Here is a 15,059-nt window from a genome sequence, read left to right on the forward strand (position 1 = left end):
GACTACTAAAGCAACCAATCCCGCAACGAATATTTCTCTAGCAAACTAAAACCAACCCTACAAATTCGGATTCAACCACTTCTCAGCCGTCTTCATATCCCAACCTTTACGCTCAGCATAACTCTCTAACTGGTCAGTGCTGATTTTACCGACGTTAAAGTATTCACTATCAGGGTGCGAGTAATAGAATCCGCTGACCGATGACGCAGGCCACATCGCATAGCTTTCGGTCAACGTCGTACCGATCGCCTCAACCGTACCGAGCCAGTCGAACAGCTTACCTTTTTCCGTATGCTCAGGACAGGCAGGGTAGCCAGGAGCGGGGCGGATGCCAACGTATTTCTCTTTAATCATCTCATCATTAGTGAGCGACTCAGTCGGCTGATAACCCCAGTACTCTTTACGGATGAGCTCGTGTAGATGTTCAGCGAATGCTTCAGCGAGACGATCGGAGAGGGCTTGTACCATGATAGCGTTGTAGTCATCACCTGCCGCTTTATACTTCTCAGCGAGCGCTTCAGTACCGACGATAGAGACGGTAAAGCCGCCTAAATAGTCTTCCTTTTCCGTATTGGGTGAGATAAAGTCCGCTAAGCTAAAGTTAGGCTTACCGCTAGCTTTATCCGACTGTTGACGTAAGTGCTCGAACTGATAGGTTGGATTGCCACTATCCGCTGTAGCCGTGTCATAGACCGTTACCGTATCATCAGCAGTACGACGCGCAGGCATAATCTTAAATACGCCTTTTGCGATGATTAACTTCTCATCGATCATTTTCTGTAGTAGCTCTTTTGCATTATCAAACAAATCACACGCCGCTTCACCGACTACCTCATCTTGCAATATCTTCGGATATTTACCAGCGAGACCCCAAGAGATAAAGAACGGTGTCCAGTCAATGTAGGGTACGAGTGTCGCTATTGGATAATCATCGAGAATCACTTGACCCAAAGTATTGGGTACAGGTGGTAGGTAGCTATCCCAATCGTATTGAAAGCCAATTTTGACCGATTCAGCATAGGAGAGCTTGGCAGCTTTAGGTTGACGCTTAGCCAGACGTTCGCGCACTTTGATGTACTCTTCACGAGTCTCATTGATCAAGCCTTGGCGATGCTCTTTGGATAGCAGTTTGGTAACGACACCGACAGAGCGTGAGGCATCCGTCACATAGATGACGCCATCGTTTTGATATTGCGGTTCGACTTTGACCGCCGTATGCGCTTTAGAAGTCGTTGCACCGCCGATCATTAATGGCAACGTCATGCCGCGTTCTTGCATTTGCTTGGCGACGTAGACCATCTCATCAAGACTTGGCGTAATCAGTCCTGATAATCCGATGATATCGACGTTCTCACGAATAGCTGTGTCAAGAATAGTCTCGCAAGGCACCATAACACCGAGATCGACGATATCATAGCCATTACAGCCGAGGACCACGCCGACGATGTTTTTGCCGATATCATGCACATCGCCTTTAACCGTCGCCATGAGGATTTTACCTTTGGTCTCGCCTTCAACCTTTTCCGCTTCTATATACGGATTCAGCCAGGCGACCGACTGCTTCATTACACGTGCCGATTTTACTACTTGCGGTAAAAACATTTTACCCGCGCCAAAGAGATCACCGACGATATTCATACCATCCATGAGTGGCCCTTCGATGACTTCTAACGGTTTGGGATATTTCTCCCATGCCTCTTTGGTGTCTGCCTCGATAAAGGTCGTGATACCTTTGACGAGTGCGTGAGCGATACGCGCCTCGACCGTGCCTTCGCGCCAGCTCATGTCAACGGTACTTTCTTTTTTCTTGCCGCCATCTTGGTAGTTTTCAGCGGCAGTCATCAGGCGTTCAGTCGCATCTTGACCCGTCTCGCCTTGATTGCGGTTGAGCATGACATCCTCAATCGCATCTCGGGCATCTTTTGGAATATCGTCGTACAGCTCAAGCATAGCGGGGTTGACGATACCCATGGTTAGACCGTTTTGAATGGCATGGTACAAGAATACGGAGTTGATTGCTTCACGTATCGGGTTACCACGGAAGCTAAAGGAGACGTTAGAGACACCGCCTGATACCATCGCATTGGGCAGATTTTCAACGATCCACTTAGTGGCATTGATAAAGTCTGCGCCGTAGTTATTGTGCTCAGTGATGCCGGTTGCGACAGCAAAAATATTCGGATCAAAGATAATATCCTCAGAGGGAAAACCAACTTCATCGACTAGAACGTCATAGCTACGCTGACAAATTTGAATTTTGCGCTCATAGGTGTCTGCTTGACCATCTTCGTCAAAAGCCATCACGATAATCGCAGCACCATAACGCATACAGAGTTTGGCACGCTCGACAAATTCCGCATGACCTTCTTTGAGTGATATCGAGTTGACGACGCACTTGCCTTGCGTGCGTTTGAGACCTTCTTCAATAATGTCCCATTTTGAGGAGTCCAGCATTAGTGGTACACGGCTAATATCGGGCTCACCTGAAACTAAATTAACGAAGTGAATCATCGCCTGCTTAGAGTCAAGCATGCCCTCATCCATATTGATATCGACGATTTGCGCGCCGCCCTCAACTTGGTCTCGTGCGACATCGAGAGCCTCAAGATACGCTTCTGTTTTAATTAAACGTAAAAACTTCTTTGAGCCGGTCACGTTGGTACGTTCACCGACATTGACGAATAAGCTATCAGCGTTAATCGTAAATGGCTCAAGCCCTGATAAACGGCAGGCAGGGGCAATCTCAGGGATCACACGCGGCGGATAGTTGGCGACCATATTGGCGATTTGGCGAATGTGCTCAGGCCGAGTACCACAGCAGCCGCCGACGATATTTAAAATACCTGCTTTAGCGAAGCCTTCTAGTAGGGCTGTTGTCTCTTCAGGCGTTTCGTCATATTCACCGAACTCATTAGGTAGACCGGCATTAGGATGAGCGGATACATAGACATTAGCAATGTTCGATAAGGTTTGAATGTGCGGGCGCAATGCATCGGCACCAAGCGCACAGTTAAAGCCAACGGATAGAGGTTTCGCATGACGCACCGAATTATAAAAAGCCTCAGCCGTTTGCCCCGAAAGCGTACGACCAGAAGCATCGGTAATCGTCCCTGAAATCATAATGGGTAATTCAAAACCAATATCATCAAACACACCAGTGACTGCAAATATCGCCGCTTTTGCATTGAGCGTATCAAAGACCGTCTCGATTAAGATAATATCGACGCCGCCCTCTATCAAACAAAGCGTGGCCTCGCGGTAGTTATCGACCAGCTCATCAAAGGTAATGTTACGATAGGCAGGATCATTGACATCAGGCGATAACGAACAGGTCCGTGACGTTGGACCAATGACACCAGCGACAAAGCGTGGCTTAGCAGGATCTTTGGCAGTAAATGCATCGGCAGCTTCTCGTGCAATTCTGGCAGCAGTAATATTCAGCTCTGGCACTAGATACTGCATATCATAGTCCGCCATCGATAGACGCGTCCCATTGAAGCTATTAGTCTCGATGATATCCGCGCCAGCGTTGAGATGATCGTGATGAATATCGGTGATAATTTGCGGCTGAGACAGCACTAATAAATCATTATTACCGCGCACATCTTGTTCGATATCAGCAAAACGCTCTCCTCGATAATCTGCCTCTTCTAATTTAAAGGTTTGAATCTGCGTACCCATCGCACCATCGAGCATCAAAATCCGTTTAGCCATTTCAGCTTCGATGCGCACGCGGGCAGTGAGCTGCTGTTCTTTGTATGGGAACACGCTTGGCGGCGTTAGGATAAAGTCACTGGTAGCAGATGCGGTTTGCGGTTTGGTATCGTCTAGAGATGTCATTAATGAGCTCATAAGAATAGGACTTGTATTATCGGTGTTGTAAGAATAGAGGTCGAATAAATGGGCGTATTTTAACACGAAAATACGCCTACTCTAGGTAGAGTTAGTACTGTTGTTAATACTAAAAAAGACTAAGTTTTTAAAGTATCAAGATTAGAAATAGACCAAGCGATATGAATAATGCTTTGTTAAGGTAAAAAATAGACACAACTTACACGGGTATTACAAAAAGTTGCGTAAACACAGAGTGATGCTTGAACCTGATATGTTAATTTACGTTTATAAGAAATAACTTCTCGTTAGTACTACTTATGAATTAGTTGAATTTTATTTAAATTTTAAATCAAATTCTTTTAACTTAGAGAGCTGATATTCTTATATAGAGTACGATAAGTTGTAAACCTTAAATAAAATAATCAAGGATACGAATATGAAACTTATTAAAATTGCTACGATTAGTACACTTGCGGTTTCACTACTAGGCTTAAGTGCCTGTAACAACATGATGGCAGCTGACATGCCTATGAAAACGCCAGCACAAAAACAAGTTATGCAAAATCAGATGATGTCAGATATGAACGTTGTTCAGATTGCACAAAGTAACTCTGACTTCTCGATTTTGGTTGAAGCCTTACAAGCGGCAGGCTTAGCAGGCGCGTTGACAGATACTGGTGCAAGCTATACTGTATTGGCACCAACAAATGCAGCCTTTGCTGCTGCATTGCAAGAATCAGGCATGACCAAAGCTCAGCTTTTTGCTAACAAGCCACTATTAACTAAGATCTTGACTTATCATGTGATTAAAGGTAACACCCCAGTCTACCAAAAGCATGTGAAGCCTGGTAATTACACTATGATGAGCAATGATACGCTCGTCATTACGCCACAAGGTAAGTTAATGGATGAGATGGGTCGTACAACTAATATTGTCAAAACAGACATTGCTGCCAGTAATGGCGTCGTACATGTTATCGACAGAGTTTTGATGCCGCGATAACTATAATAAAAATCTAATGAGCGAAAAGCCCTTACTTCAAACAAGCTGATGCTTAACTAGCATCAGCTGCCTCAAAATCTATGTCTATCAATGCCAGTCTATAGATTTTTAATTGTTTACCTCAACTCAATACTTGTACTATATTGTCATTATTATAAACAATGCACGGTTCAATTTTTAAAAGGATATACCCATGTTAAAGAAAACACTACTATCTCTAGCTATCGCAGCATCTGCGGTTACTTTAGTTGCTTGCAATGATACTGAAACTGTCGTAGAGCCAGTTGAAGAGCCAATTGTTGAAGTTGAGCCAATGGTCGAAACAGAGCCTATGGTAGACCCTATGGTTGAAACTGATCCTATGGTTGATACTATGGGCACTCAAAGTATCACTGAAATAGCTGCAGGTAATGAGAACCTAACGGTTCTAACGGCAGCGCTTCAAGCAGCCGATCTAGATACTATGCTTATGGATGCAGGTACTTATACTGTATTTGCGCCTACTGATGATGCATTTGCTCCAGTACTCGAAAAGCTCGGCGTCACAAAAGAAGAACTATTAGCTGATACTGATTTGCTCAAAAGTGTCCTACCGTACCATGTTCTACCTATGGTAGTTATGGCAGCCGAAATCCCTTACGATACTGATGTCGCTACTGTAAATGGTGCAACCATTAATATTAGTGATGCTAACGTCATTACCGACGCTGCTGGTAATAGAGCTAACATCACTGGTACTGACATTGTGGCGACTAATGGTGTGGTTCACACTATCGATGCGGTACTAATGCCGCAGTAATCACTATCTAGCATTCATTGTGTTATCGTGAAAGCCCAGCTCTTGTAGCTGGGCTTTTTGTGTTCTATATGTCATGAGTAGATAAAGATAATAACGTGTTGTGAACAGGAATTGTGTTAGACACATATGATTTGAATATTGAAATCTGTAGCATAGCTACAAGTATTTTTAAATAAAACATCGCGACGACTATAGTTCTCTTAGTACTAGGTAATTTATTATGCTCTAGCTATCAGAGCAAGACGTTGATAAGGCTATTGCAATCTAAACTAAATAATTTCCATCCATAAGTAAGATCCTATAAGTAGATGCTACGCTTAAGTCGCTAAGAATAAACTATCGTATTAATCGCTACCCATAAAAAAGCCCGAGAACAAAATCTCAGGCTTTCATTTTAAAGGTAGACTAACGCTTTTTTTCTAAAAGACGATTACTTAACATCTTTGCGTAATGGATCAGCTGCGACTCTTTGCTGCTCTGCTAGATGACGCTCTTCCCAATACGTTGCGTTCTTGATGCCGAATTTCTTAGGATCAAAGACGAATCTCTTAGAATCCGTACCGCCACCTGCTTTGAGCTGTGCTTCGTAATCTCGTAAGATGTCGATAGCAGGACGCGCTACAAAGAAGATAACGATAATACCAACGATGTTGAGCCAAGCCATTAAGCCAACACCAACGTCTCCAAGTCCCCAGATGTAACCTGAGCTATTGAGCGCACCGTAAGCGACCATGAACATAATGACTAGTTTGACAACGAACTGACCCGCTTTACTCGCGCCCTTACCCATAGAGCGAGTAAGGTATGAGATGTTCACTTCAGCGATATAGTAGTATGCCAAGATAGTAGTAAAGGCAAAGAAGAATACTGCTACCGCAATAAATGTATTACCAAAGGTACCGTAGACAGATTCCATAGCCATTTGCGTAAATGACGGTGAGTTAATCTCAACTGTTGCCGCTACGTTTTGGACTAAGAACTGGCCATCAGCAAGCTCGCCTTGAATGTTGTACATACCAGTAGATAGAATCATAAAGGCAGTAGCAGAACATACTAACAAAGTATCGACATAAACTGAGAATGCCTGTACCAAACCCTGCTGCGCAGGATGATCAACCGCGGCAGCAGCAGCAGCATGTGGACCTGTACCTTGACCGGCCTCATTAGAGTAGATACCACGCTTCACGCCCCAACCGATAGCTGCACCAAATCCTGCTTGAGCCGTGAAGGCATCACCGACGATCATGCCGAACACTTGCGGGATCATACTAAAGTTTGCAAACATGATAAGTAGCGCTAGGATAATGTAGCCTACTGCCATAAAAGGAACCGCGTACTCAGTAAAGGTTGCAATACGCTTGATACCACCAAAGATGATAAAGCCTAAAACCACTAAAATGATACCAAGGGCGATGAGGCGAGTTGAGCCTGTTTCCATACCCATAAAGCTCATTGCTGACCCTTCACCTGCAACTTGTGCAACCGCGTTGATGACACCGTTGGCTTGTACACCAGGTAAAAACACCCCACAAGATATAATTGCAGCTATAGCGAATAAAATACCGTACCACTTTTGACCAAGTGCACGCTCAAAGTAATAAGCAGGGCCACCGCGATACTCGCCCGTTACGACGTCGCGTTCTTTATAAATCTGACCCAAAGTCGATTCTACATAAGCAGTTGATGCGCCCAAAAAGGCGACAACCCACATCCAAAATACCGCACCAGGACCACCAAAGCCGATGGCAGCAGCAACACCAGCGATGTTACCCATACCAACACGTCCGGCGAGTGAGACAGCTAATGCCTGAAATGACGAGATACCTGCATTATCAGGTTTACCCTTAAATAGTAGTCTTACCATCTCGCCAAATAGGCGAACTTGAACAAAACGGGTTAAGATAGAATAAAATAGACCTGCGCCCAAACATAAATAAATTAGTGCAGGACTCCAAATAATACCGTTTGCTAGATTGACTAAACTTTCCATATTATGTATTCCTAAAACTATCTCAGTAGACTTATGCTAAGCAAAGAAGTAAACCGCCTAAAACCAGATTAGGGGTCTAATCGTTCATACTGCTACTAAGAGTAGGCTATGGTTGTCTGTATTTATCTACCAAGATTAGTATCGATATTAAATAGTGACGTCAATATTGATATTAGACTCAGATACACTAGTAATTTATAGCTACAACAAACTTGCGATAAACACTAGTAGATAAAAAAGGGAATGTTATAAAAAAATGTTTATCACACTAGATAGACACTCACTATATCTTACACTGTAATGGATACTTACATTTACATTTAGTTAAAATGATAGGGATTAGGATCTATAACTAATAATCCGTAGTAAATTCAAAGATTTATCTCTCTACACTTTTTGTTAGATAACAAATTAATTACTAAACGTGAGTAAACCATACAGTAACGTAACTGCAATTTGCCATATTTTTACTTTAATTACTAGAATTTTTTTTGAATGTAGCCAGTTAAAACCACAAATACAAGCATCTGTTCATTAGAATACTATAAGTTTTAGAGGGATGACTATTTGGTTAAAATTTACATATAGTTTATTTATTTGCAAAGATTACTAGCGGCTATGAATATAGTTGATATAGCTAGTTTGGACAGAGAGCTGTGCGAGTTGTGTTTTGGTAACGGTGAATTGTAAAACGCTGGTGATAACGTCATTATTATCGGCACAAGCTACTGCTGGTAGTTATGACTATAAACGTATCTAAACGAAGTATTCCATGTAATATACGCAAACAAGCATTAGAAATGTACAATGTCTTTAATGATTAACTATTAGGAGCGACCCTTATGTCACGCAATTTTTTTATAAAGCCTATATTACTCTCAGCAGTACTAGCGACCTCTACTATTGGTCTAACAGGCTGCGGTTATAACAATTTGCAGTCACAAGATGAGCAAGTGACCGCGTCTTGGTCCGAGGTGGTTAACCAATACCAGCGCCGTGACGATCTCGTGCCAAACTTGGTCAAAGTTGTCAAGCAGTATGCAGATCAAGAGCAAGAGGTGTTCACACAAGTGGCCTCAGCACGATCGCAAGCGGGTGGCATTACCGTCACGCCTGAGCTATTAAACGATCCTGAAGCGATGGAGCGTTATGCTGAAGCGCAATCTCAGATGACAGGTGCTTTGTCGCGTTTAATGGCAGTCTCTGAGCGCTATCCTGAGCTAAAGTCTGATGCCTTATTCCAAGACCTCCAAGCGCAGTTAGAAGGTACTGAGAACCGTATTGCGGTTGCTCGTAATCGTTATATTCAAGAAGTACAGGGCTACAATACAACGGTGCGTCAGTTCCCAACCAACATTACTGCTAAAGTATTTGGCATGGATACCAAGCCCAACTTTACTGTTGCTAATGAAGAAGAGATATCTACCGCACCTGACGTCGACTTTGGTGAGTAATCCTTTATATCGGTTGTATATATAGCCTGACTGAACCTATAGATGGTAAAAACACTATGCAAAACCTAAAACCATGCTTGACTGCGATACTTTTAGCGTGGGGCAGTCTATATGCGCCGATAAGTTTTGCAGATGATGTTGCCAGTAATGCTGCTTCAGAGAGCTTGCAAAATCGTAGCGTTGAGGATTTAGTGGCTATCGCTAAAGCGGGCGATTCTAACGAAGCCATCAATGATGCGGTTTTGGGTAATGATGCTATTAGCGGTACTGTTTTGGGTAATGAGGCTTTGGGCAACGACGCTGTTCTTCCTAACGCGGACAATGACGCTACCACCAATACCCAAATTCCAGCGCCTACTCAGTCGAGTGCTGCTAGTGTCAATGCGGACCAGCTAATACTGAATGACCCTGTCATAGATCAAGCCAACATTCTAAACCCGCAAGAGAAGCAGCGTCTTGAGGAACAATTGCGCCGTATCTATCAGCAAGGACTGGCTCAAGCTGCCGTAGTCATCGTACCCACTACTAACGGCTTGCCTATATTTGACTATGCTTTGCAAGTGGCAGAAAAGTGGCAACTCGGCAATGAGGCTATTGATGATGGCTTGCTGATAGTCGTTGCGGTTAATGATAGAGACATGTATATCTTGACCGGATACGGATTAGAAGGAGTATTACCAGATTCCGCCGTCAATCGCATTATCCGTGAAGATATTGCACCGCAATTTAAACAGAACGATTACGCAGGGGGCTTACTCACAGGAATTAGTGCCCTTGAGACACGCCTAACCGCTGACCCTGAAGTACTAGCGCGCGCTGATGCTCAAGCTGCTGAGCGTAGCACGCAGCAAAGCTCGGAGGAGAGTCCCTCTTCTGTATTCTTATTTGTGATGGCAATGGTGTTCGGTAGCTTTATTACTAGTATCTTTGGTCGTGTGTTTGGCTCTATTTTGACCGCAGGTGGATTTTTTGCAGGCTCTCTTGCACTCGGTGGTGGCTTCTTTATGACCCTCATCATGGCGATATTTTTGTGGATGTTCTTGATCTCGCGCGGTTCAGGTGGTGGCAAGGGAGGCAAAGGCGGACGCGGTGGCGGCGGCATGATATTCTTGCCAGGTCTTGGTGGCGGTGGTTTCGGCGGTGGAGGCTTTGGTGGTGGCGGATTCGGTGGCGGTGGTGGCGGCTTTGGCGGTGGCGGTGCTGGTGGGTCTTGGTAGTGAGATTTATGATATTAATTAAACAGTTCCAAAATTATAAATAATCGTAAATTTGAATGAATTAAACCAGCACACGCAATATCAAAGATTTTAGGAAGCTCAACATGAGACAAGAAAACGCATCACAAAATAGTTTTGCTCGCTTATGGCGGCAAGTCATGTTCGTTCCTATGCTACACAGCAGATGGTTGACCGCTGATGCCAGATCACGACTCACTACGAAGATTGCTGAAGCCGAGCTTGGTCATCGCGGAGAAGTGTTTTTGATAGTGGAGAATACTTTGCCATTACAAGATGCCTATCACGGCAATGCTCGTGAGCGTGCTATCGATCTATTTAGTGAGTATAGAGTTTGGGATACCGAAGAGAACACTGGCGTTTTGGTTTATGTCAATATATGCGAGCACAGCTTGGATATCATTGCTGATCGAGGTATTAGCTCGCACGTTAGTCCGACAGTATGGCGTGCTATGTGTGATAAAGCTTTAGTCAGTATCGCGGGTAAAAAGACAGAAGCAAGTTTAGCGGGTCTGTTAGATGAAATTGGGCAGCTACTAAGACAGTATTACCATTTGGAGCACAATCCCTCTGGTAATGAATTATCTAACACCGTAGTGTTTTTGAAGTAAGTTTTGTTATAGAGAACAATAAAGTTATTACCATTGATAATTAAAAACGTTAACAAACAACAATGGGTTCTCTATGATTGAGCTGATAGAAAGATTACCAAAAGCAGAGCTGCACCTGCATATTGAAGGCTCGCTTGAGCCTAAGCTTATGTTTGAACTCGCCAAAAAGAATAACGTGACTATTCCTTATGCAACGGTTGAGGAAGTCCAAGAAGCTTATGACTTTACTTATTTACAAAGCTTCTTGGATATTTATTATGCAGGTGTCAAGGTATTGATTACCCAAGATGACTTTTATGATTTGACTTGGGCTTACGTTTTAAAGGCGACTCTAAGTGAGTCGCTTTTTTATTTAAGAAGTAGCTCTACTAGTAAAGGTAATACTTCTCCCGCTTTTGCTGTCAGCGTAATATCGACTACTGTGTTTGGCGTAGGGTCTGTGTTGATCTCTATTATTTTGGCTCCATTTTGCTTGGCCAATTGTGCTAAGCCTGCGGCAGGATAGACCAAACTTGAGGTGCCAATGCTGATAAATACCTCACAGCCCGCTGCCGCCTTTTCTGCTATTTGCCATGCTTCTACAGGTAGTGCTTCTCCAAACCAAACGATATCAGGTCGAATGTAACCTTTGCAATGCAAACAGGTGAGTAGCTTATCATCGAATAGTTGGCTTTGCTTGTCTGCGTCAGGTTCCTGATAGGATGCAGTGCATTGATGACAGCGATTACGCCACAGATGCCCATGCAAATGAGTCACTTGACTGCCTGCTTGCTCATGTAAGTCATCGACATTTTGGGTAATAAGGGTCAATCGCTGGTTAGTATTCTGCTGCCACTCTGCTAATGCTAAATGCGCAGGGTTAGGCGCTTTGTCATGCACCAACTGCCGACGCCATTGATACCAAGACCATACTAGCTTTGGATCACGAACGAACGCTTCCGGTGTCGCCAAGTCTTCGGCGCGGTAATTCTCCCACAGTCCGGTTTGCTTATCCCGAAAGGTGGGAATACCGCTCTCTGCTGATATACCCGCACCCGTCAAGATGCAAATATTAGTCTGGGATGCAATCAATGCTGCCGTACGATCAATCTCAACTATTAATGCTGCGGATAACTCTGCTACCATAACCTAACCTTTATTAATAATGGATATCTGATCTTATGATAGACGGAATGTGGTGGCTTGTCATACTGCTAAGCGTAGGGGTCGGACTCTGGCTGCTTGCCAAGTCGCGTGGAGCAAAAAAAGGAGAGGGACTTAGTCAAAAGTCAGCTCGCGGACAGGCGAAAAACCAAAAGACAGCGGTCAACGACAACCTGCAAAAAACCACTTTGTTATTAAAGCAGTATTTCCCTGATTATGCCGTCAAGCGAAAAGCCAATCATTTGCTAGTCAGTAAGCAAGATAAAAAGATTGCGATGATCACCATCGATAAAAAAATCGTAGCCGGTCAGCGCCGTTTAGGGGAGGTTCCAGTGATTAATTATCATCGTCCTCCTAGCCGTGATCAGCTGACTGCTAATTTGCAGGATGCAGAGTAGTCTAAAACAAAATACTAGATGAGAGGCATCAGTAGGTATGCAATGACTTGTTTGAGTGATTGTAAGACATTAAATGATAATAAGTTATATAGGAGGCGTAACACGAAGGTATGATAAATTTTGAGAGATCAAGATTTCCATATGCAAACACTTCGATATTGAGTCTTTGATAATAACGATTTCAGATTGTCTTCGTTTGATTTACTTTATCAAGCCAGTAAAAGCTCGATATTGACTTGAAGGTAATACTCGTCTTTAACAGTAATACTGACTTGCCCTTTATGAGCTCGTGCAATAGCCTGAACAATTGATAATCCTAAACCCGTCCCTGAATGAGCATTTTTAGTTTTAGAATGTCGATAAAAGCGTTCAAACAGCTTATCGGCCTCTACCTGAACTAAAGGTTGCTCTAAACGATTCGTGAGTACTACTTTCAAATATGACTGTGGTAAAAATGAATATTTTGAAGCGGATGGTTTTATACTTTGCAAATCATTTATAACACGATAAGGATGTGTAGATGTTTCAACCGTTGATGCCTCAATAGTAATGACACTATTACTTGCTGCGTAGTAGCTTGCATTTGATATTAGATTAGCAAATAGCCTTTGCAATAAACTCTCATCACCCAACACGGCATGAAAGTCTCCTACCTTTTCAAAAGATATATTACGATCCTCTGCTATCATCTCATAGTAATCTATCAGCTTAACGATTAGTTTTTCAGTATCAACACGATGCAATTGAGAATCAGTCAGGCCTTTTTGTGTTTTAGCTAGCAATAGCATGTTATTGATTAAGCTAGATAACTGCTCAAGCGTGTCATGTTGATGATGTAGCTGTTCGATATATTCACTATTGTCTCTGGGCTTATTCAACATCACTTGCGTCTGAGTACTAAGGGTTGCCAGTGGCGTCCGTAATTCGTGCGCGATATTATCTGAATAGCGAGATAGCGATTCAAAATTACTTTCAAGCTTTTCCATCATCAAGTTATAAGACTCAGCTAATGGTCGTAATTCTTGCGGCATATTACTGACAACGACTCTTTCGTCCAATTGTTCAGGGTTTATACCTTTCATCTTTTGTATTATGGTAGATAAAGGCGCAAACCCCCAGTAGACACTCAGTGCCGCTATAGAAACTAGCAACAAGGTAATCGCAATGAGCATTATACTCAGTTGATGATTAAACTGGATCAAGTACTGGTGATGGACATCAATAGGCAAGGCAATAAGGGCCAGCATATTATCGTTTTCGATGACTATAGCGCGATAACGTCTGTCTTTAATATCTACTACAAACTGTCTGTCATCATGATTTTGCTGCAATACTAATAGGTTGAATTCGGGACTTAATTCATTAGCAAAGTTTTCAGGGGTACTAGAGAGCAATCGTCCCTCTTTATCAGCAATGACAGTTTTGAGATCGTAATCGAGCGCTGATGAATGCAGATGATCATCGCTTTCTATGACTGTCGTAGGAGGCAGATTTGAAGAAGCTTTTGAGTTTAGCTGTTGTTGGGCATTTAGTAGGCTTTGAGGTTTGGGTAGGCTCTGAGAGGTTACTCGGTTGTCCGCCTCTGTTACGCGCTTACGTAGGTTAAAGGCTGCGTGGGTAATAATTTCAGCGTCCATTTGCTCAAAATGGCCTTTAACAGAATGCTGCACCCAGATATAGAGGATTAACTGTGACAAAATAACAAATGTCGTTAATAAAATCACAGTACGCCATAACAACGGTAAGCGTCGATTGTCCATTCTATTTATCATGATAGCGATCTTCAGCTTCGTAAGATTGATTATCATCATTAGTATTACTGACAGCATCTAATCGGTAGCCCATACCGCGAACCGTATGAATGAGCTTCGTACTATAACTATCGTCTATTTTTATACGTAGACGTCTTATTGCGACATCAATCACATTAGTATCATTTTCAAAGTTCATATCCCACACTTGTGAAGCTATAATTGACCTTGGTAATACTTCACCGCGGCGTTCAAGCATGAACTGCAATAAGGAAAACTCTTTTGCTGTCAGTTTGATGGGCATATCTCCTCTATGCACAGTGCGCTTGGCAATGTCCATTTTGAGATCCGCTACTTGCATGAGCGTGCTTCTATAGTCGGCTTGATTGGCACGACGCAGCAAGCTCTTAATTCGCACAACAAGTTCAGCAAAGGCAAAAGGCTTAGTGAGGTAATCATCCCCACCAATCTCAATTCCCTTAATTTTATCGCTTAAATCATCTTTAGCTGTCAAAAATAACACCGGCGTATGCTTGCCCGCAGCGCGGTAATTACGCACCAGCTCAAAGCCACTAACATCAGGTAGCATCACATCCATAAGTATCACACTAAATTCATCAGTCATCATGGCATGATAACCATCTAGACCTGTCAGGTGATGATCAACGATGAAGCCTGCTTCCGTTAAACCCTTTTTTATATACTCACCAAGCTTTCGCTCATCCTCTACTAGTAGTACTTTCATAGTAATCCTTTAAAATAGTTGTAACTTTTTAACGCTTGAATCAACATTAATGACAAAACGGACTGGTGTCTGACAAAGATGTCATGTACTCGTCAT

11 protein-coding genes and 1 pseudogene are annotated in these 15,059 nt (G+C 43.0%); 7 read left to right on the forward strand and 5 right to left on the reverse strand.

Annotated features, from left to right (window positions below; translation table 11 throughout):
• Positions 1 to 57: 57 nt before the first annotated feature.
• Positions 58 to 3,840 carry a methionine synthase gene (metH, locus tag ACR64G_RS02485; RefSeq protein ID WP_435979978.1) on the reverse strand — a complete coding sequence of 1,261 codons (3,783 nt, stop codon included), beginning with the start codon at positions 3,838 to 3,840 and terminating at the stop codon, positions 58 to 60.
• Positions 3,841 to 4,270: 430 nt separating this feature from the next.
• Here metH and ACR64G_RS02490 point away from each other — a divergent pair, with 430 nt between their 5' ends.
• Both ACR64G_RS02490 and ACR64G_RS02495 read left to right on the forward strand, forming a co-directional pair.
• Complete coding sequence (locus ACR64G_RS02490) at positions 4,271 to 4,837, forward strand: fasciclin domain-containing protein (protein ID WP_435979979.1); 567 nt, start codon at positions 4,271 to 4,273, stop codon at positions 4,835 to 4,837.
• A 193-nt stretch (positions 4,838 to 5,030) separates the two neighbouring features.
• A complete protein-coding gene (locus tag ACR64G_RS02495) occupies positions 5,031 to 5,636 on the forward strand; it encodes a fasciclin domain-containing protein (protein WP_435979980.1) in 606 nt (201 codons plus the stop codon).
• A 430-nt stretch (positions 5,637 to 6,066) separates the two neighbouring features.
• Here the strand turns inward: ACR64G_RS02495 and ACR64G_RS02500 are convergent, their stop codons facing one another.
• Positions 6,067 to 7,626, reverse strand: coding sequence for an alanine/glycine:cation symporter family protein (locus tag ACR64G_RS02500; protein WP_435979981.1), 1,560 nt, complete (start codon positions 7,624 to 7,626; stop codon positions 6,067 to 6,069).
• A gap of 842 nt (positions 7,627 to 8,468) precedes the next feature.
• Between ACR64G_RS02500 and ACR64G_RS02505 the strand changes: the two genes are divergently transcribed.
• From ACR64G_RS02505 to ACR64G_RS02520, 4 genes and pseudogenes are all read left to right on the forward strand, one after another.
• Complete coding sequence (locus ACR64G_RS02505) at positions 8,469 to 9,080, forward strand: LemA family protein (RefSeq protein WP_435979982.1); 612 nt, start codon at positions 8,469 to 8,471, stop codon at positions 9,078 to 9,080.
• A gap of 56 nt (positions 9,081 to 9,136) precedes the next feature.
• Positions 9,137 to 10,297, forward strand: coding sequence for a TPM domain-containing protein (locus tag ACR64G_RS02510; protein WP_435979983.1), 1,161 nt, complete (start codon positions 9,137 to 9,139; stop codon positions 10,295 to 10,297).
• 104 nt (positions 10,298 to 10,401) lie between these two features.
• Positions 10,402 to 10,926, forward strand: coding sequence for a TPM domain-containing protein (locus tag ACR64G_RS02515; protein WP_435979984.1), 525 nt, complete (start codon positions 10,402 to 10,404; stop codon positions 10,924 to 10,926).
• Between the two features lie 73 nt (positions 10,927 to 10,999).
• Positions 11,000 to 11,252, forward strand: a pseudogene (locus ACR64G_RS02520) (adenosine deaminase); the annotation flags it as partial.
• Between the two features lie 22 nt (positions 11,253 to 11,274).
• On the opposite strand, the gene ACR64G_RS02525 reads toward ACR64G_RS02520, so the two are convergent.
• Positions 11,275 to 12,051, reverse strand: a complete 777-nt coding sequence (locus ACR64G_RS02525; protein ID WP_435979985.1) for an SIR2 family NAD-dependent protein deacylase — start codon at positions 12,049 to 12,051, stop codon at positions 11,275 to 11,277.
• Positions 12,052 to 12,086: 35 nt separating this feature from the next.
• On the opposite strand from ACR64G_RS02525, the gene ACR64G_RS02530 reads away from it, so the two are divergent.
• Positions 12,087 to 12,467, forward strand: a complete 381-nt coding sequence (locus ACR64G_RS02530) for a hypothetical protein (RefSeq protein WP_435979986.1) — start codon at positions 12,087 to 12,089, stop codon at positions 12,465 to 12,467.
• A gap of 209 nt (positions 12,468 to 12,676) precedes the next feature.
• Here the strand turns inward: ACR64G_RS02530 and ACR64G_RS02535 are convergent, their stop codons facing one another.
• Together ACR64G_RS02535 and ACR64G_RS02540 are read right to left on the reverse strand one after the other, a co-directional pair.
• Positions 12,677 to 14,239 (reverse strand): ATP-binding protein, encoded by a 1,563-nt coding sequence (locus tag ACR64G_RS02535; protein WP_435979987.1) that lies wholly within the window; start codon positions 14,237 to 14,239, stop codon positions 12,677 to 12,679.
• Entirely contained in the window at positions 14,229 to 14,963 is a 735-nt protein-coding gene (locus ACR64G_RS02540; protein ID WP_435979988.1) for a heavy metal response regulator transcription factor, read from the reverse strand. Before ACR64G_RS02540 ends, ACR64G_RS02535 begins: the two co-directional genes overlap by 11 nt.
• Between the last annotated feature and the right edge of the window lie 96 nt (positions 14,964 to 15,059).

The organism is Psychrobacter sp. DM4, from assembly GCF_051307035.1.
In the GTDB taxonomy this organism is placed as follows: Bacteria; Pseudomonadota; Gammaproteobacteria; order Pseudomonadales; family Moraxellaceae; genus Psychrobacter.